Annotated in this window: 19 protein-coding genes; 5 read left to right on the top strand and 14 right to left on the bottom strand. The window is 57.4% G+C overall.

The window, feature by feature from the left end; genetic code table 11:
- Positions 1-3: 3 nt before the first annotated feature.
- From V1572_RS01400 to V1572_RS01350, 11 genes are all read right to left on the bottom strand, one after another.
- A complete protein-coding gene (locus tag V1572_RS01400; protein ID WP_045909029.1) occupies positions 4-1,695 on the bottom strand; it encodes a glycosyltransferase in 1,692 nt (563 codons plus the stop codon).
- Positions 1,686-2,039: a hydroxymyristoyl-ACP dehydratase gene (locus tag V1572_RS01395; protein ID WP_008503085.1), complete on the bottom strand. Its 354-nt coding sequence runs from the start codon at positions 2,037-2,039 to the stop codon at positions 1,686-1,688. Before V1572_RS01395 ends, V1572_RS01400 begins: the two co-directional genes overlap by 10 nt.
- On the bottom strand, positions 2,026-3,387 hold the full coding sequence (locus V1572_RS01390) for an AMP-dependent synthetase (RefSeq protein WP_395299645.1): 1,362 nt from the start codon (positions 3,385-3,387) through the stop codon (positions 2,026-2,028). Before V1572_RS01390 ends, V1572_RS01395 begins: the two co-directional genes overlap by 14 nt.
- Positions 3,380-3,919, bottom strand: coding sequence for a hypothetical protein (locus V1572_RS01385; protein ID WP_395299644.1), 540 nt, complete (start codon positions 3,917-3,919; stop codon positions 3,380-3,382). Before V1572_RS01385 ends, V1572_RS01390 begins: the two co-directional genes overlap by 8 nt.
- Before the next feature lie 54 nt (positions 3,920-3,973).
- Positions 3,974-4,225 (bottom strand): acyl carrier protein, encoded by a 252-nt coding sequence (locus tag V1572_RS01380; RefSeq protein ID WP_008503082.1) that lies wholly within the window; start codon positions 4,223-4,225, stop codon positions 3,974-3,976.
- Between the two features lie 12 nt (positions 4,226-4,237).
- Positions 4,238-4,495, bottom strand: a complete 258-nt coding sequence (locus V1572_RS01375) for a phosphopantetheine-binding protein (protein WP_008503081.1) — start codon at positions 4,493-4,495, stop codon at positions 4,238-4,240.
- Positions 4,476-5,291 carry a 1-acyl-sn-glycerol-3-phosphate acyltransferase gene (locus V1572_RS01370; RefSeq protein ID WP_045909025.1) on the bottom strand — a complete coding sequence of 272 codons (816 nt, stop codon included), beginning with the start codon at positions 5,289-5,291 and terminating at the stop codon, positions 4,476-4,478. Before V1572_RS01370 ends, V1572_RS01375 begins: the two co-directional genes overlap by 20 nt.
- Positions 5,288-6,010, bottom strand: a complete 723-nt coding sequence (locus V1572_RS01365; RefSeq protein ID WP_262751796.1) for a beta-ketoacyl synthase chain length factor — start codon at positions 6,008-6,010, stop codon at positions 5,288-5,290. Before V1572_RS01365 ends, V1572_RS01370 begins: the two co-directional genes overlap by 4 nt.
- A 68-nt stretch (positions 6,011-6,078) precedes the next feature.
- Positions 6,079-7,143 (bottom strand): class I SAM-dependent methyltransferase, encoded by a 1,065-nt coding sequence (locus V1572_RS01360; protein WP_395299643.1) that lies wholly within the window; start codon positions 7,141-7,143, stop codon positions 6,079-6,081.
- Positions 7,144-7,212: 69 nt separating this feature from the next.
- Complete coding sequence (locus tag V1572_RS01355; RefSeq protein WP_045909022.1) at positions 7,213-7,602, bottom strand: hypothetical protein; 390 nt, start codon at positions 7,600-7,602, stop codon at positions 7,213-7,215.
- 336 nt (positions 7,603-7,938) lie between these two features.
- Positions 7,939-8,988: an AI-2E family transporter gene (locus tag V1572_RS01350; protein WP_045909021.1), complete on the bottom strand. Its 1,050-nt coding sequence runs from the start codon at positions 8,986-8,988 to the stop codon at positions 7,939-7,941.
- A gap of 145 nt (positions 8,989-9,133) precedes the next feature.
- Between V1572_RS01350 and V1572_RS01345 the strand changes: the two genes are divergently transcribed.
- Positions 9,134-10,351 carry an MFS transporter gene (locus tag V1572_RS01345; RefSeq protein WP_048027718.1) on the top strand — a complete coding sequence of 406 codons (1,218 nt, stop codon included), beginning with the start codon at positions 9,134-9,136 and terminating at the stop codon, positions 10,349-10,351.
- A 4-nt stretch (positions 10,352-10,355) separates the two neighbouring features.
- On the opposite strand, the gene V1572_RS01340 is transcribed toward V1572_RS01345, so the two are convergent.
- Positions 10,356-10,913, bottom strand: coding sequence for a DcrB family lipoprotein (locus V1572_RS01340; protein ID WP_008503073.1), 558 nt, complete (start codon positions 10,911-10,913; stop codon positions 10,356-10,358).
- 72 nt (positions 10,914-10,985) lie between these two features.
- The gene (locus V1572_RS01335) at positions 10,986-11,651 is read right to left on the bottom strand and encodes a 7-cyano-7-deazaguanine/7-aminomethyl-7-deazaguanine transporter (RefSeq protein ID WP_008503072.1); all 666 of its coding nucleotides are present in this window, start codon (positions 11,649-11,651) and stop codon (positions 10,986-10,988) included.
- 167 nt (positions 11,652-11,818) lie between these two features.
- On the opposite strand from V1572_RS01335, the gene tusA reads away from it, so the two are divergent.
- The gene (gene tusA / locus V1572_RS01330; protein ID WP_008503071.1) at positions 11,819-12,061 is read left to right on the top strand and encodes a sulfurtransferase TusA; all 243 of its coding nucleotides are present in this window, start codon (positions 11,819-11,821) and stop codon (positions 12,059-12,061) included.
- 486 nt (positions 12,062-12,547) lie between these two features.
- Here tusA and yhgN read toward each other — a convergent pair whose 3' ends face one another.
- A complete protein-coding gene (gene yhgN, locus V1572_RS01325) occupies positions 12,548-13,141 on the bottom strand; it encodes an NAAT family transporter YhgN (protein WP_003861574.1) in 594 nt (197 codons plus the stop codon).
- 177 nt (positions 13,142-13,318) lie between these two features.
- Between yhgN and asd the strand changes: the two genes are divergently transcribed.
- The 3 genes from asd (at position 13,319) to glgX (ending at position 18,828) form a co-directional block, all read left to right on the top strand.
- The gene (gene asd / locus V1572_RS01320; RefSeq protein ID WP_024908885.1) at positions 13,319-14,422 is read left to right on the top strand and encodes an aspartate-semialdehyde dehydrogenase; all 1,104 of its coding nucleotides are present in this window, start codon (positions 13,319-13,321) and stop codon (positions 14,420-14,422) included.
- A gap of 249 nt (positions 14,423-14,671) precedes the next feature.
- Positions 14,672-16,858 (top strand): 1,4-alpha-glucan branching enzyme, encoded by a 2,187-nt coding sequence (gene glgB, locus V1572_RS01315; RefSeq protein ID WP_395299642.1) that lies wholly within the window; start codon positions 14,672-14,674, stop codon positions 16,856-16,858.
- The gene (gene glgX / locus V1572_RS01310; protein WP_252077848.1) at positions 16,855-18,828 is read left to right on the top strand and encodes a glycogen debranching protein GlgX; all 1,974 of its coding nucleotides are present in this window, start codon (positions 16,855-16,857) and stop codon (positions 18,826-18,828) included. Before glgB ends, glgX begins: the two co-directional genes overlap by 4 nt.
- The last annotated feature ends 4 nt before the right edge of the window (positions 18,829-18,832 follow it).

The raw sequence follows: 18,832 nt of genomic DNA, 5'->3' as shown, positions 1-18,832 counted from the left end.
CCTTTACTCCTTCTCACTGGACTCTGGCAGATGCCAGAAATCGAAAAAATTAAACCAGTCGAGCGGCGACATGAGGGCGTAATGTTCCAGCCGCTGCGCATAGTGATCGACGGTATCTTGCAGTGCCTGCTGGCGTTCACCGCGCGGCAGGCGCAGCGGGTCGGCAAACGGCTCGCAGTGCAGGACGAGCTTACCCTGCTGGCGCAGGGCGAAAATCAGCACCACCGGGCAGCGGAGGATGGAGGCCAGGATAAACGGCCCCTGTGGGAACGGTGCAGGCTGGCCCATGAATCGGCTCCAGATCACGCGCCATTCGCCGCCGCGCTGCGGATTCACCGCGATGCGATCCCCCACAATCGCGACCCATTCACCGCGCTCAAGCTTCTCTTTGATGGCAATGGCGGTATCCGGGCCGATGTCGGTGACCGACATCAAATTCACGCCAGCTTCGGGCGCCATTTCGCTCATGATTTGCTTAAAGCGCTGGGCGTTCTCGCTGAAAACCAGGGCGTTGATGATTTTACTGCCTTCCAGCTGAGCCAGGGCCCGGCAGGCCTCTACGTCGCCAAGGTGCGAGGCCAGCAGCAGTTTGCCCTGTGGAGCCGCGATGTTTAACGCTTCGCTCGCGCCGGGGGCAAAGACAATATCGCGATGAAGCTTCAGCTCGCCGCGCCAGCTGGCGACTTTATCCAGCATCGCGTTGCCGAAGCGCATGAAATGGAAAAAGCTGTTAAGCCGTGAGGGAACAGGCATGCTCCGCTGACGCAGTTCTTGCTTCACTCTCGCCATCCACTGCCGCGAGGCCTGCCGCGCCGGACGCGCGATAAGCCAGTACACGCCGATAACCGGCCACAACAGCACGGTAAAGGCCCGCCGACCCAGCCGTTCCCAGACGCGCAGCATCAGGCGCATCCCCCACAGACCCTTGACCTCGTCCTGCTGCGCCCAGTGCTGGCGGCGTCGACGGAAAAGCAGGCCGGGCATGCGGGGCAGCATGCCGAAGAAGAGCCGGGTATGCATCAGGGAGATCCGCACGTTATCTTTTAGCGCGTCGAAGTGGGACAAACCGTCCTGCGGATAGGTCACGCGCGTGGGCAGAAAGACGCTGGTGTTGCCCTGCCAGTAGAGACGAACCATCACTTCGGTGTCAAAGTCCATCCGCTTGCCGAGCGGTTCGCGCGCTGCCAGCCGCAGCGTGGGTGAAACCGGATAGACCCGAAAGCCGCACATGCTGTCTTTAAGCTGCAGCGATAAGGTTTCAATCCACACCCAAACGTGGGTGATCCAGCGCCCGTAAAGTCGGGAGCGCGGAATAGAGTCATCGTAAATGGGCTGGCCGGAAATCAGCGCGTCCGGGTGGCGCTCCGCCAGCGCCAGCAGTTTGGGGATATCCTCAATGGCGTGTTGGCCGTCCGCATCCACCTGCACGGCGTGGGTGTAGCCCGTCCGCGCACACTCCTCCAGCCCTCTGATGACCGCGGCACCTTTTCCTGCGTTTTGCGCCAGACGAACCAGCGTCATCTGCGGCTGCTCCGCCGCCAGGCGCTCAAGCTCCCGACGGGTGACTGCGTCGCTGCCGTCATCCACTACCATGCACGGCAGGCCGAACGGCGCGAGACGTGACAGCACGCGGGCAATCATCGCGCCGTGGTTGTAGCACGGGATCAGCACGCAGGGACGAAAGATTACTGACATAGACGAATTTTCCCGCTGCTGGCGGTGTGGCGCTCAGCCCCGGCATGGCGTTGATAGCTGAAGGTCAGCATCTGACGTTCGGCATGCCACTCAAGCATCAGCGTCACCGTGGTTTCCGGCAGCAGTGGTGCCTGAAACTTCACGTTTTGAATGCTGTGAAAGCGATAGCCCGGTGCCAGTAACGTCGTGGCGTAGTGCATCACCCAGTCAAGCTGCGCAACGCCGGGCAGCAGTGGTTGTACGGCGAAATGGCCCTGAAACCAGAACAGCGTTGCGTCGAGATGCAAAACGATCTCCAGCTTCTCCGGCTGTGTCTGGTGGCGCTCAATTTCATGAATTTTCATGAAATAACTCCTCTAACTGCGCATAGACACGCTTGTTCATACTGTTTACCGGCATTTCATCAACTATGCGCCAGTAGCGCGGCACCGCGACAGGTTCAAGCCACGGCAGCAGGGCGCGACGCCAGGCGAACTCCTGCGCTTTTTTATTCTGCACATACCCGCGCTGACGGGCCGTTTCATCCAGAACCAGCAGGGCGCCAATCCCCTGACGACCCCCGCGCGTGACCGGCAGTGCGGCCGCTTCGCAAATACCGTCGAGCTCCAGCAGGCGGCGTTCGATCTCGTTAAGCGAGATGCGTTTTTCTTCAATTTTGACCACCCGCCCGCGGCGACCGGCGATGCTGAAAAGCCCCTCGCTGTCGAAGTGCAGGATATCGTCGAGCTGGAGCCCTTCTGGCTCATGGATCAGTGGCGACGTAACGCGACAGGCGTCATCTTCCTGATGGAAGATGACGCCGGGGAACGGTAGCCAGGGCACGTTATCCTCCTGACGATGGCGCCAGGCGAGGATCCCGGTTTCGGTACTGCCATAAATTTCATCCGGCCAAAGGTTAAGCCAGCCGGAGGTGGTCGAGACGTCACGCCAGGGCAGCATTCCACCTGCTGAAATCAGCATCCTGACGGGCGGCGCGGCAAGCTCGGTATCCAGGCGCTTCAGGAACGCCGGGCTGCTGATGAACAGGTATTGCCTGTCCGGAGGCAGGGCGGCCAGTTGTTCTGCGTAATAGAGCATCGCGGCATGCAGCGGCAGGCCCAGCGCCATCGGCAAGACGATACGGAATGTCAGGCCATACAGATGTTGCGGTACGACCGAGGCCACAATGCTGCATCCGGCCAGACGCTCACCAAAGCGGTTAGCCAGCAGGCGGGCTTCGCGATCCAGACTGACGATGTGCTTAACCACCCGGCGCGGCGTGCCCGTGGAGCCTGAGGTGAACAGTTCAACGAAGCGGTTTTCGTCAATGGCCGGCAGAGGCACCCAGTGGCTGGCTGTCTGGTGGCTGGAGGCCACCACAATCTGTTTCCCATGAAAACCAAGAGTTCGATCGCTCAGAACGCCGCTAAACAAAGATTGCTGTTCTTCAAGCTGCGAGACGCGGCTATGGCCGGGAATGACCGGTGTTTTACCGGCGTGCAGCGAGGCCAGCAGCGCAACAATAAACAGGTAGCTGTTTTCAAAGCACAGCGCCCAGCGCTCGCCTTCCTGCTGACGCAGGGTCTCGACCAGTAAGGTTACATCGTGGCGCAACTGGCCCAGCGTCCAGGTACGATCGTCGAGCCAGGCAACAGGCGTGTCGTCAGGGCGCGGCGCATTTAACCACTGGCCCAGCGGAAGGGGGTTAGTCATTGTGCATCTCTTTTTTTATCACCCGCTGGCGCACCAGCCACTCTGCTGCCATCAGCATCCCCATCAGGATGTAAGCCACCATACCGTTCCATAGCGTCCACAGATGCATGTCGCCGTGGAGGACGGTAAACAGCGCCATCGTGCCGTTGCCGACGAAAAAACCGCACCAGACGAGGGTCACCTTACGGGTATAGCGCACGCCCTCCGGGGGCAAGTTTGGCTCGCGCAAGCGCGCCAGTCGTTCGACAAGCGGCATCGCTGTCCACAGCGAACCGCCAAACACGGCCAGCATGACAAGGTTGACGACCACCGGGTAGAGCAGCAGCCACTGGTGGGCTTTCAGCAGGTAGCTTGCCGTGCAGAGGGCGATCCCCGCCAGCGCCACGCACTGCACCACATACCGCATCGGGCTTGTGTTCCGCTGCGCCTGACGCAGCCGCAGCAGTAACACCAGAGCCATCAAGGGTAATAGCCACTGCAGGCTGTTATGCGCCAGCCCAAATCCAACCAGGAAGGGCCACGCCAGCAGCATCAACCCCGTCAGAAGTGGGATGATCGGGAATGTCCGTCCGCCGCGCACGACGTCTTACTCTTCGCGCAGAAGCTGTTCGACGGCGTCTACCACATCCTGAACGGTACGAACCGATTTGAAGGTTTCCGGCTTGATTTTCTTGCCCGTTTTCTTCTGCAGATGAACAATCATGTCCACCGCATCAATGCTGTCCAGCTCCAGGTCTTCGTAAAGACGGGCTTCAGGGGTAATATCCTGCGGGTCGATTTCAAACAGTCGGGTCAGAAGGCCACAGACTTCCTGATAAATGGTTTCTTGTTCGGTCATCGTGATCACATCTCAGGCGCGTTGAGCGTTGATAAAGGACGCCAGCGTGGCGACGGAAAAGAAGTGCTGGCGCATCTCTTCGCTTTCAGCAGAAAGCACCACGCCATACTGGTTTTTCACGGCCAGACCCAGTTCCAGCGCGTCGATAGAGTCGAGACCCAGCCCATCGCCAAACAGCGCGGCATCGGTATCAATATCCTCTGCGGTAAGCTCGTCCAGATTCAGCGTGGTGATAATGAGATTCTTAATTTCAAGATAAAGCGCTTGCATCATTAATTCCTGACAAAGATTGAAGGCCTGATGTTAATCGATGCTGTAGATGCCGGTTTAACTGCCTTGCCGCCAGCGCCGGTTCTTGTTCATTTGCATCGTAAAATTCGTCGATGTTCACGCGGTCGCGGACATCCACGGTGAAGACAGGTTTTTCTGGCGGCACATCATACCAGCGACTTTTTTTATCCAGCAGATGTTCGCTACAGTGGATCAGCACCACCCGCAGATCGCTGTTACAGCGCACGGCGATATTTGCTGCGCCGCGCTGGAGGGAAATAGCTTCACCAGACCGGGTACGTGTGCCTTCCGGGAAGATTAAAAGCGTGTCGCCCTGTGCCAGACGCTGCTGGCTTGCAGCCAGCAGAGGCTCGGCTTCGCTGTTAATCAGGTAATCCGCCGCGCGGATGACGCCGCTGACAAACGGATTGCGCAGCAGCGCGCTTTTCACCAGACAGTCGGTTTCTGGCATCACCGATGCCAGAATCACGTAGTCAATTAACGTGGGGTGGTTAGCCACCACCAGACAACCCCGATCGTTGCGCAGGGCGTCAAGATTGTGAATGCGATAGTCCAGTACCCCGAGGCCACGGGCAACGGTCAGGAAGAAGCGGAAGTTGGCCGCAATGCTGCGCCGCGCAAGGCGACGGCGGTTGGTGCGGTCGCGCTGGACGATCAGCAGCAGGTTGAACCATACCAGTGACAGCAGCAGCCCGCCCACGCCAAACAGCACGAAGCAGAATCCGGTCATCATCAGACGCCATAACCAGTTAATTCGGGCAGTCAGGCGGTTCATGCGCGCGTCCATTGCCACAGCAAACGTTCGCCGGGTACCACAAACTGGCGTGCCTCGCTGAGATAGCGTTGCAGGAACATCAGGCTTTGCGGAAGGGCGGGTTCATCCCCTGTGCTGCCGCTGCGGGTTTCACACAGCAATTCCTTGCCGGATTCAATCACCAGCGCCAGCGCGTAGGGCCAGGTGGGCATCTGGTGCGGTAACGCCGGGTGGTAAAATTCCGGCAGTGCGCCGTCAAAATCGACCAGCAAGACGCGGGAGTAGCCCGCCTGCAGCAGGCTCAGGACTTCACATAATGCCTGCTGGAAGGTGTCCAGCCCGGCAGAAATGGATGACGAGACGATAGCCTGGCGTGCGGTAATCGTGAGATTGCCCACCGCCGAGTTGTGCACGGACATGGCGAAGTCGGTAGGCGATACGGATTGCCCCGTCGCCAGAGCATGCAGAATACGGTAGTTGCGCTCCAGCTCGCCGTGGCGGCTGGAATAGACGACGGCATCAATGGCGTGGTGTTGTAGCATAGCGAGACCAATGTCCACCGCCAGCTTACTGCCTGAATTGAGGCGGCGCGCGGTCATCATGGGTAAAGCGGTCAGCCGGGGAAGCGGGGCCGCTGGATCGACGGGCAGCTGCAGGCGTGACCACGCCTGCCACTCTGTGGCATCGTTGAGTCCTGGGGCTCTCGCCTGCCAGTCGATAATGTTCAGTGAAAATTTCATCTACGCGCGTCCGCGAAAAAAAACCGTATTCAAAGGGCAGACTTGGCCACCCGGGCAGCTAAGCTGCTCTATTGTTCACGTTTGGTGCATATCAGCAGGGTATGACCGACCCCAAGGTTATCCAGACGCTGTTCAACGCTGAAACCTGCGCTCTCCAGGTAACGATAAAACGCCTCTATGCTGTAAAACCGGCTATTGCCATTCGCCATACAGGTGAAATAGAGCGAGGTGGCATTCAGGCTGAAAGAGGCCGCTTCAAACTTCTGGGCATCCCAGAAAAGCTCCATGATGCACAAACGTGCGCCTGGCTTCATGACCTGTGCGACGCGCGTCAGCATGACGATAATCTGATCCGGAGAGAAACAATCCAGAAACTGGCTCATCCACCAGACGTCGGCCTCACCCGGCAAGGCTGCTGGGCTAAGCATATCGACAGCATGGAATCCAATACGATGAGAAAAACCTGCTTTTGCGATGTTTTCCTGCGCCAGCGCTATCTGCTGCGGCAGGTCGAGGATCGTCACGGCAACATTTTCGTCATAGCGGCAGCAGCGTAACGCCCATTTACCCGTATTTCCGCCCACATCGTACAATTTTGTCGGCGAGCTTGCGAATATATATGGCAAAGCGGCGTCAAACGCGGCGTCGGAATAGTAATGATCAAAGGCGAACCAGCTCTCTTTCGCCTGAGCCGGTAATTGGGATAATGCCGGATAGATGGTTGGCCAGTTGCCAAACACCGCTAATCCCGCAGGTTTTTCTTCCTTCAGGGCGTCCGCCAGGTGAAATAGCCCTTTGTAACAAACGTCCTGAGTGAAATCCATATTTACGCGGGTCATTTCATCGTGCAGTAAAAAGTGGCCCACTTTCGCCAGAAAATAACGTCCATGCTGTTGGGTAACGATCCGCCCGCTTAATCCCATATCCAGCAGTACGCTGACGCCATAGCTGCCGAGCGTGCTGTGTTCGGTTATTTCCTCGAGGCTGGCACCCTCTTTACCTTGTTTATCGAGCCAGGCGAGAATGCCTGAGTTACGCAGACAAAGCGCGGTCTGAAATAACATCGGAGCAAAAGCGATGCGTTGCGCTTCGGTAATGGCATCCAGTGCGCTGAGCGTATCCTTTTCGTACATTGCTGCGTAACCTTTCAGGGCAAGAAATAAGGGTTATCGGGCCAAATGCGGCCCGACTTTAGAAAAATATTACAGTGGGGCGCCCGCGGAGAGGTTCAGCTGAATATCGTGGTCGAGGTTATTCACCCAACGGTTATAATTTTTGTGAATTTTACCGTCAGCCGCTTTCAGGTTCATACTGCTTTCGTAGTTAATGGAATAGCTTGTTGCGGAATAAGGAATACGAACGTCGACCGAGTGGTCGCGCGCCTGTAGACGACCTTTGATAACGCCCGGACCGGCTTCCGTCATGATCCAGTCACGTTTTTGTCCTGCTTTCAAAATCGCTGTTTTTACCTGGTCGGCGGTATGACCCGCGCTCACAGTAGAGTGAACCTGAGCGATTGGGGCAGTACGCGCACAGCCTGCCAGTGCGCCAACGAATACGGCGGCAGCACACCATTTAACGATCTTTTTCATCAACAACTCCATATCAATAATAACAATTAAAGGTAGTGGTTTTTACAAATAATATTCATCCGGCGTTTCTTATGTGCCAGATGTTTTTTTAATCAATATTAAGGTTTGCATTACGTTGACGCGAAGGCGGGCATAATAACATGGAAAATAATTAACAATTTCATTTTTTTTAATTTGCGTTAAATCATGATATGCGTTTCAACGTAATGCGACCGACGTAAACAAAAACAGAATTAATATTTCCTTAACGCAAATAAAAATACCGCGACAGGTTATGAACGCGGTAATTTAAGGCGGATTATTGGCGGTTTAAACCTACCTATAAAGGTAGGTCAGCTACCCGGGCAACCGGCTTTTCGGCCTTCCCGGCCCGAGCAAAATGGCCAGCTTGCTGCCGCCTTTAGTGGTTTCCATCCAGATCTTACACACGCTGGTCAGGGGGACCGAGAGCAGCATACCGACCGGGCCCAGCAGCCATCCCCAAATCAGTAAGGATAAAAATACGACCAGCGTCGACATGCCCAGCCGGTGCCCCATCATGCGCGGCTCGAGAATATTGCCCAGCACCATATGCACCACGAGGAACAGCGCGCCAACCAGCATGCATTCGTAAAAACCGTTAAACAGAAACGCCTGAATCATCGGCGGCACGGCGGAAAGCACAGCGCCAATATTGGGCACGTAGTTGAGAAGAAACGCCAGTACGCCCCACATCAGCGCGAACTGCACGTCCATCAGCATCAGCCCCAGCCAGACAATCACCCCGGTCCAGACGCTCAGCAGCGTTTTCAGCGCCAGATATTTAGAGACGCCCTTCAGCGCCCGGTGTAACCCGGCGATATGAATTTGGGGATTATTCAACGCAAAGCGCAGCTTATAGGGGACGTGGCGGACTTCAAACAGCATAAACACCACCGTCATGACCAGCAGCAGAATGCTGGCCATTGCGCCGGAAAGCCCCGTCATCAGCGTGGTGGCGTAGGTCATAACCTTCTCGGAATCCATCCTGCGCAGCATCCGTTCAGGTGAGATATGCAGATTGAGAAAGGGCACCATCTCCTGCAGCGCCACAATCTTACGCGTCAGCTCTTTGTTGTACTGCGGCAGCATGGTGGAGAATTCGCTCAGCGATGCCGCCAGCACGCCGAAGAGCGCCGTCAGGGCAATCAGCATCACGATGACGACAATGGTGATGGCGACCGGACGGCTGACGCCCCGGCGAAGAAACCAGGTGACCAGAGGATTAAGCACAATTGCAAAAAAAAGCGCCAGCAGGAGCTGGACAATAATGTCAGCGGCAGCATGGATACCCGCAAGGATAACCACCAGACAGGCGAGCTTTAATAAGATGTGGAGTCCTGCTTTGTCGGACGGGTTAGCGATCATGCGTGTTCCTTAAAATGATGACCCGGTAAGTGTAGTGCCCGGGCGTCGCTTCGTCTGGCACCGTTAATCTGAAAGTCGGTGCTGATTTTCTTATTGGGGCGTGGTAATAGTGAAACACTGTTGTAAAAAATCCAGGTAGAACCTCATGCCCGAACCTGCCGCTGAAACGGCACTGAGCGGACTGCGCCTCAATCTGCGCATCGTTTCCGTTGTTATTTTCAACTTTGCCAGCTATCTCACCATCGGCCTGCCGCTGGCGGTCCTGCCGGGCTATGTCCATGACGTGATGGGCTTCAGTGCCTTCTGGGCGGGGCTGGTGATTAGCCTGCAGTATTTCGCGACACTCCTGAGCCGACCGCATGCCGGTCGCTACGCGGACACGTTCGGTCCAAAAAGCATCGTGGTGGTGGGATTGTGCGGCTGCTTCCTCAGCGGCCTGAGCTACCTGCTGGCTGCCACAACCAGCCACTGGCCGCTGGTCAGCCTGGCGCTCCTCTGCCTGGGCCGCGTCATCCTCGGCATCGGGCAAAGCCTGGCGGGAACCGGCTCGACGCTGTGGGGCGTGGGGGTTGTCGGTGCGCCGCACATTGGCCGGGTGATCTCCTGGAACGGGATTGTCACCTACGGTGCGATGGCGCTCGGTGCGCCGCTCGGCGTGGCCTGCTATGCGTTTGGCGGGCTGTATGGGCTGGCCGTCACCATCATGGCAGTCGCGCTGCTGGCGATTCTGTTTGCGCTGCCGCGCCCGAAAGTGAAGGCCAGCAAGGGCAAGCCGCTGCCGTTTCGGGCAGTGCTGGGGCGCGTCTGGCCGTACGGCATGGCGCTGGCGCTGGCGACCACCGGCTTCGGTGTGATCGCGACCTTCATTACCCTGTTCTATGACGCCAAAGGCTGGGACGGCGCGGCCTTTGCGTTAACCCTGTTCAGCTGTGCGTTTGTTGGCGCGCGCCTGCTTTTCCCTAACGGCATCAACCGTCTGGGTGGGCTGAACGTGGCGATGATCTGCTTTGCGATAGAAATTGTCGGGCTGCTGCTGACCGGAATAGCGATGGTGCCCTGGGTCGCGAAAGTGGGCGTCTTCCTCGCGGGAGCCGGTTTTTCACTGGTCTTCCCGGCGCTGGGCGTGGTGGCGGTAAAAGCCGTGCCGCCGCAGAATCAGGGCGCCGCGCTGGCGACCTATACGGTGTTTATGGATATGTCGTTAGGCATTACCGGCCCGCTGGCGGGGCTGGTGATGGCCTGGGCAGGCGTGCCGGTGATCTATCTTGCCGCAGCGGGTCTGGTGATCGTGGCCTTGCTGCTGACGTGGCGGCTAAAAAAATGGCCCCCGGTGCAGGCACCGGAGGCCACGTCATCATCGTGAAACGTTACTGGATCACGATGGTGTTAATGATGTTTTCAGCAGCCGTCTGCGCTTTCTGCTGATCTTCCGCTGGCAGGGTGATCTGCAGGGTCAGGAGTTTGTTATCGACCTTGCCCAGCACGACAGAGGAGTACGCGGTCTGGCCTTTCGCAGAGATGATGCTGTCCAGCTGCTGCAGCTTATGGCCTTTCAACTCGATGGATTTATTGGTCACGACCTGCAGCTGCGGGTCGCGGCCGCGCTGCTGATCTTCCAGACGTTTGGACAGGACGGCCAGATCTTCGCTGGTGTCGTCGCCCACAATCACAATGACCGCTTTCTGCCCGGTTGCGTCGGAGTAAACGTGCATGTTGTTCGCCTGAGTGCCCAGCTTGCCGCTCTGGTCAGTCATATCGGCTGGCAGAGAGAAGCTGAGTTTGCCATCCATCAGATTCACCGGCTGGCCGGTCGCATTGCTTTCTGCGGATGCGCCCTGAGCAGGCGTTTTCGTGTCGCTGTTATCACAGGCTGCAAGACCCACAACGAGCAGGCCAATCCCGACATATTTAACCAGATTGCGCATTGACTTCTTCCTTTCGATAAACGGCCATAACGGCTCATTCGTTCATCTTATCACAACTGATAAAGCGAACCCTTAACCTGCCTGCAATGCCGTGATTTCAGATTTATCTGCCAGCCTTTTCAGCAGCATATTCAGCAGCACGCCGTACATGGGCAGGAAGAAGACAATGCTGATGAGCACCTTAAAGCAGTAGTCCACCAGCGCGATTTCCATCCAGTGTTCGGCCATAAACGCATCCGGGCTACGCCAGAAGGCGATGAAGAAGAAGGCCAGCGTATCGCTCACGTTACCGAACAGCGTGGAGGCGGTGGGGGCCATCCACCAGCGATGATTCTGACGCAGGCGGTTAAACACGTGCACGTCGAGAATCTGCCCCAGTGCGTAGGCCATAAAGCTTGCTGCGGCGATACGGGCGACAAACAGGTTGAAGTGGGTTAACGCCTCAAAACCCTGCCAGCTTCCCATATAAAACAGAGACGAAACCCCGTACGAGATGAACAGCGCCGGGAGCATGACCGCAAAAATAATGCGGCGAGCCAGCGGTGCGCCAAAGATGCGCACGGTCAGATCGGTGGCGAGGAAAATAAACGGGAAACTGAACGCGCCCCAGGTGGTATGGAAACCAAAGATAGAGATCGGGAGCTGCACCAGATAGTTGCTGGAGGTGATCACCAGCAAATGGAAAAGCGAAAGCCAGAACAACGCTTTTACGCGCTGAGATTCAGAAAACTGCGTCATATTGTGACCTTTTTATACGTTGGGGTGAGGGAACCCAATAAAAACCGCAGCATGATACTGCTTTGGCGGGACATTGCAATGGTTAGTTTTTACGCAATCGTTAACCTGGTTTGCATTGATCGCAACCGGGCGTAAACTACAGCCGTTTTTACCTGACCGAGAAGATCATGACCGACCTGTTTTCCAGCCCAGACCACACCCTTGATGCCCAGGGCCTTCGCTGCCCGGAACCGGTAATGATGGTACGTAAAACCGTGCGCAACATGCAGACTGGTGAAACGCTGCTGATCATCGCCGACGACCCGGCCACGACCCGCGACATTCCCGGTTTTTGTACCTTTATGGAGCATGAGCTGGTGGCACAGCAGACTGAGGCGCTGCCGTACCGGTATTTGATTCGTAAGGGATAGGTAGGCGGCTTCTGCGGCCTGATGCCCTCACCCTGTGGGCCGAGGGTTCCCCACAAAATAATGCCTGCACGGACGACCCCCTCTCCCTTGAGGGAGAGGGCTGGGGTGAGGGGGAACATACGGCTGTGGAGGTCATTCCGTTCACTTTATGTTCCTTGCTACTCTGTAACGACATGACCGGTGAACGTGCCAGGGTGGCTCAGTCGCCACCACCCTGGCGACCCGGGCTCCCGGCGGTAAATCGCCGCTTCGCGGTCCCCTCAGCTTATTCCTTCAGGCTATCGGGTCGGGCATGAGCCTGCATCCCTGCAGGCCACGCCCTCTCGGCGCATCCTTGCGCCTCGCCCCGGCCTTACGGAAACGCTTCGGCGATTTACAGCCGGACCAGGGTGTCGCTGTAAGTCATTAATTTTTCCGAAGAAACGTTCATCGCTTCAGGTCAAAAAATGACTGGGGCTCCTTCAGCCCCCAGGGAGAGGGAGAACGTCATCCCTTCATCCACGCCCGGATCCCGTCCAGGAACATCTGCGTTGCCATCATGACCAGAATCAGCCCCATCAGGCGTTCCAGCGCGTTTACCCCTTTTTCGCCCAGCAGGCGCAGGAACAGGGACGACTGCAGCAGGATAATGAACGTTCCGCCCCAGGCAATCAGCAGGGCAATCACCAGATGGCTCATCTGATTCGGATACTGATGCGACAGCAGCATCAGCGTGGCCAGAATGGTCGGGCCCGCGACGAGGGGGATCGCCAGCGGCACAATAAATGGCTCTTCACCCGCAGGCAGGCCGCTGCTGCTACCTTCCGCGCTCGGGAAAATCATCTTAATGGCAATCAGGAACAGAATAATCCCGCCGGAAATCGACACGGTTTCGGCACGCAGGTTCAGGAATGCGAGAATTTTTTCACCCGCAAACAGGAAGATAAACATCACCAGCAGGGCGATGAGCAGCTCGCGGATCATGATCGCCCGGCGACGCTTCGGCTCGGTGTGTTTTAGTACCGACATGAAGATGGGCAGGTTGCCCAGGGGATCCATAATCAGGATCAATAAAACCGCGGCGGAAATGATTTCACTCATGTAAATTATCCCTGAAACTCTCTAAGGTTATTATGATAATTAGCTGTATTTCTGATTGCCGGGCAATCATCGATTAATTTCGCTTGCGACTTTGGCAGCATTTTGTAATGTGAAGCATATCCCAGTTCAATACTGGCTTGCACAATCAGCACACACCCTCAGCAGGAAAAAAATGCTATGAAAAACGTTGGTTTTATCGGCTGGCGCGGTATGGTCGGCTCTGTACTCATGCAACGCATGGTTGAAGAGCGCGATTTCGACGCTATCCGCCCGGTCTTCTTCTCCACTTCTCAGCTCGGCCAGGCTGCTCCGTCCTTTGGTGGTACCACAGGCACGTTGCAGGATGCTTACGATCTGGAAGCGCTGAAGGCGCTCGACATTATTGTGACCTGCCAGGGCGGCGATTATACCAACGAAATCTATCCAAAGCTGCGTGAAAGCGGCTGGCAGGGCTACTGGATTGACGCGGCCTCGTCGCTGCGCATGAAAGACGATGCCATCATCATTCTCGACCCGGTTAACCAGGGCGTGATCACCGATGGCCTGAACAACGGCGTGAAAACTTTTGTTGGCGGTAACTGCACCGTCAGCCTGATGCTGATGTCCCTCGGCGGCCTGTTCGCGCAGGATCTGGTGGAGTGGGTCTCCGTGGCGACCTACCAGGCGGCGTCCGGCGGCGGTGCGCGTCACATGCGCGAGCTGCTGACCCAGATGGGCCAACTGCATCAGAGCGTTGCGACCGAGCTGGCAAACCCGGCATCCGCTATTCTGGATATCGAGCGTAAAGTGACCCAACTGACCCGCAGCGGCGAACTGCCGGTGGATAACTTTGGCGTACCGCTGGCCGGTGGCCTGATCCCGTGGATCGACAAGCAGTTGGATAACGGCCAGACCCGCGAAGAGTGGAAAGGCCAGGCTGAGACCAACAAAATCCTCAATACCGCGAACACCATTCCGGTTGACGGTCTGTGCGTACGTATCGGCGCACTGCGCTGCCACAGCCAGGCCTTCACCATTAAACTGAAAAAAGATGTGTCTATTCCGACCGTGGAAGAGCTGCTGGCCGCGCACAACCCGTGGGCGAAAGTGGTACCAAACGATCGCGATATCACTATGCGCGAGCTGACCCCGGCAGCGGTAACCGGCACGTTGACCACGCCGGTTGGCCGTCTGCGTAAGCTGAACATGGGGCCGGAGTATCTCTCCGCGTTCACCGTCGGTGACCAGCTCCTGTGGGGCGCCGCCGAACCGCTGCGCCGCATGCTGCGCCAGCTGGCGTAATAATTTGTTAAATACCAGGGGTGATTTTCACCCCTTTTTTTTGCGTACTACATGGAGTAACACGCGTATGTCTTATTTTTTATCAGGAGTCATCTAGAGCGTTGGCTATGCTTTAAGGAAGAGTCATTTCTTACCTGAGGTTCGAGCGGAGCAGAATGGATGCACATTTTTGTGCTGTCCCGTTCAGGTCACATTAAAAGTCGTCCCGGAGCGCTTAAAAAGGACGACATAAAAAACAGGATGAATACCATGTCCGATCGTGTGGATAGAGACGTGATTAATGCGCTTATTGCGGGTCATTTCGCTGACCCCTTTTCTGTGCTTGGGATGCACCGTACTGAGGCCGGTCTGGAAGTTCGGGCACTGTTACCGGATGCCACAGAAGTCTGGGTGATTGAACCCAAAACCGGCCGCAAGGTCGGTAACCTTGAATGCCTCGATTCCCGTGGCTTCTTCTCGGGCGTGATGCCCCGTCGTAAAAATCCTTTTCGCTATCAGCTCGCCGTTCTCTGGCACGGTCAGCAAAACCTGATTGACGATCCCTACAGCTTTGGTCCTCTGCTTAAAGAGATGGATGCCTGGCTGCTCTCCGAAGGGACGCATCTTCGCCCTTATGAAACGCTGGGTGCCCATGCCGATACCATGGACGGCATTACCGGCACGCGGTTCTCCGTGTGGGCGCCCAATGCCCAGCGTGTCTCCGTTGTCGGACAGTTCAACTACTGGGATGGCCGCCGCCACCCGATGCGCCTGCGTCGGGAAACCGGCATCTGGGAGCTGTTTATTCCCGGGGCGCACCACGGGCAGCTTTATAAATTCGAGATGATTGACGCCCACGGCAAGCTGCGCATTAAAGCCGACCCGTATGCCTTCGAAGCGCAGATGCGTCCGGATACCGCATCGCTGATTTGCGGCCTGCCGGAGAAGGTCGTTCAGACGGAGGAGCGTAAACAGGCTAACCGCTTTGATGCGCCGATCTCCGTCTATGAAGTCCATCTCGGCTCCTGGCGTCGCCACACCGATAACAACTTCTGGCTCAGCTACCGGGAGCTTGCCGACCAGTTGGTCCCGTACGCCAAATGGATGGGCTTTACCCACCTGGAGCTGCTGCCGGTCAACGAGCACCCGTTCGACGGCAGCTGGGGCTATCAGCCCACCGGGCTGTATGCGCCGACCCGCCGCTTCGGCACCCGCGACGACTTCCGCTATTTCATTGATGCCGCGCACGCCGCCGGGCTGAATGTGATCCTCGACTGGGTGCCGGGTCATTTCCCGGCGGATGATTTCGCGCTGGCAGAGTTTGACGGCACGAAGCTGTACGAGCACAGCGATCCGCGCGAAGGCTATCACCAGGACTGGAACACGCTGATCTACAACTACGGTCGCCGTGAGGTCTCAAACTACCTGGTCGGGAATGCCCTGTACTGGATCGAGCGGTTTGGCATCGATGCCCTGCGCGTGGATGCGGTGGCGTCGATGATCTACCGCGACTACAGCCGCAAAGAGGGGGAGTGGATCCCGAACGAGTTTGGCGGCCGCGAAAACCTGGAAGCGATTGAATTCCTGCGTAATACCAACCGCATTATCGGCGAGCAGGTGGACGGTGCCGTGACCATGGCGGAAGAGTCCACCGACTTTGCGGGTGTCTCCCGTCCGCCATCATTGGGTGGCCTGGGGTTCTGGTATAAGTGGAACCTGGGCTGGATGCACGACACGCTCGATTACATGAAGCTGGATCCGGTTCACCGTAAGTATCATCACGATAAGCTGACGTTCGGGATGCTCTACAACTACACCGAAAACTTCATGCTGCCGCTGTCGCACGATGAGGTGGTACACGGTAAAAAATCGATTCTCGACCGCATGCCGGGCGACGCGTGGCAGAAGTTTGCCAACCTGCGCGCCTATTACGGCTGGATGTTTGCCTTCCCGGGCAAGAAACTGCTGTTCATGGGCAATGAGTTCGCCCAGGGGCGCGAGTGGAACCATGACGCCAGCCTCGACTGGCATCTGCTGGAAAGCGGCGACAACTGGCACCACGGGGTGCAGCGTCTGGTACGCGATCTGAACCTGACCTATCGCCACCACAAAGCGCTGCACGAGCTCGACTTCGATCCGTACGGCTTTGAATGGCTGGTGGTGGACGACCATGAGCGCTCGGTGTTTGTCTTTGTGCGTCGTGACAAGGCGGGTAACGAGATCATCGTCGCCAGCAACTTCACCCCGGTGCCGCGCGAACACTACCGCTTCGGCATTAACCAGCCGGGCAAATGGCGTGAAATTCTGAATACCGACTCAATGCACTACCACGGCAGCAACGCCGGTAACGGTGGGCTGGTACAGAGCGACGCCATTGAAAGCCACGGGCGACCCAACTCCCTGAGCCTGACGCTGCCGCCGCTTGGCACCATCTGGCTGATGCGGGAGGGCGAATGACGCAGCTTACGGCAGGTAAACCCGAACCGCTCGGGGCGCATTTTGACGGAAAGGGGGTCAATTTCACCCTCTTTTCCGCTCACGCCGAGCGGGTAGAACTGTGCGTGTTTGACGGGGAAGGTAACGAGCACCGTTACGATTTACCCGCGCGCACGGGGGATACCTGGCACGGCTACCTGTCCGGCGGGCGGCCCGGCATGCACTACGGCTTTCGCGTTCACGGTCCGTGGGATCCCGCGCAGGGGCACTGGTTTAACCCGGCGAAGCTGTTGATTGATCCGTGCGCGCACCGCGTGGACGGCGAATTTAAAGATGACCCGCTCTTCCACGTGGGCTACGGCGAGCCTGACCACCGCGACAGCGCGCCCGTCGCGCCAAAAAGCGTGGTGGTGAACGATCTTTATGACTGGGAAGACGATGCCCCGCCGCACACGCCGTGGGGCAATACGGTTATTTATGAAGCCCACGTCAAAGGGCTGACCTACCTGCATCCGTCGATCCCCAAAGAGATGCGCGGCACCTACAAGGCGCTCGGGCATCCCACCATGATCGCCTACCTGAAACACCTCGGCATCACCGCTCTGGAACTGCTCCCCGTCGCCCATTTTGCCAGCGAGCCGCGCCTGCAGCGGCTGGGGCTAAGCAACTACTGGGGCTACAACCCGCTGGCGATGTTCGCGCTAGAACCGCGCTATGCCGTCCATCCGGAAAAGGCGCGGGACGAGTTCCGCGATGCGGTGAAGGCGCTCCACGCGGCGGGCATTGAGGTCATTCTGGACGTGGTACTGAACCACAGCGCAGAAAGCGATCTCGACGGCCCGACGCTCTCCATGCGCGGAATTGATAACCGTAGCTATTATTGGATCAGGCAGGATGGCGATTACGAGAACTGGACCGGCTGCGGCAACACGCTCAATCTCAGCCATCCGGCGGTCACGCATTTTGCGTATGAATGCCTGAAATACTGGGTAGAGACGTACCACGTCGACGGTTTTCGTTTCGACCTGGCGCCGGTGATGGGGCGCACGCCGGCGTTCAGCCAGCAGGCGCCGCTGTTTGAGGCGATAAAAAACTGCCCGGTACTCTCGCAGGTGAAGCTCATTGCCGAGCCGTGGGACATCGGTGAAGGCGGTTATCAGGTCGGGAATTTCCCGCCGCTGTTTGCCGAGTGGAACGACCACTACCGCGACGCCGTGCGCCGCTTCTGGCTGGAGCGGAACCTGTCGCTGGGGGAATTTGCCGGGCGCTTTGCCGCGTCGAGCGATCTCTTTAAGCGCGACGGCAAACGCCCGTCGGCCACCGTCAATCTGTTGACGGCGCACGACGGCTTTACGCTCAGGGACTGCGTTTGTTTCAATCAGAAACACAATGAGGCGAACGGCGAAGAGAATCGCGATGGCACTAACAATAACCATAGCTTCAATCATGGTATAGAAGGGTTAGGCGGAAGTCTGGATGTGATAGAGCGGCGACGCGCCAGCGTTCATGCGCTGCTGACAACGCTTTTACTGTCGCAGGGCACGCCGATGCTGCTGGCAGGCGACGAGCATGGTCATAGCCAGCACGGTAACAACAACGCCTATTGCCAGGACAACACCTTAACCTGGCTCGACTGGGGTGAAGCCAACAGCGGGCTGATTCATTTTACCGCTGCGCTGATCCATCTTCGCCAGCAGATCCCCGCGCTGACTGCCAACAGCTGGTGGGAAGAGGGTGACGGCAACGTTCGCTGGCTGAATAAAGACGCGCAACCGTTAAGCGCGCAAGAGTGGCAACACGGCGTACCACGCCTGCAAATCCTGCTGTCGGATAAATGGCTGGTCACGCTGAACGCGACGGATGACGTCGCAGAGATTGTTTTACCTGAAGGGGAATGGCGCGCCGTTCCTCCCTTTGCCGGAGCGGATAATCCGGTAGTAATGGCTGTCTGGCACGGGCCTGCGCACGGAGTGTGCGTATTCCAAAGATGATAAA

The sequence above is a fragment of the Enterobacter quasiroggenkampii genome, from assembly GCF_043972695.1.
Classification (GTDB): Bacteria; Pseudomonadota; Gammaproteobacteria; order Enterobacterales; family Enterobacteriaceae; genus Enterobacter; species Enterobacter quasiroggenkampii.
The sequence above is the reverse complement of the archived record's forward strand: the minus strand, read 5'-3'. Positions and strand labels throughout refer to the sequence as shown.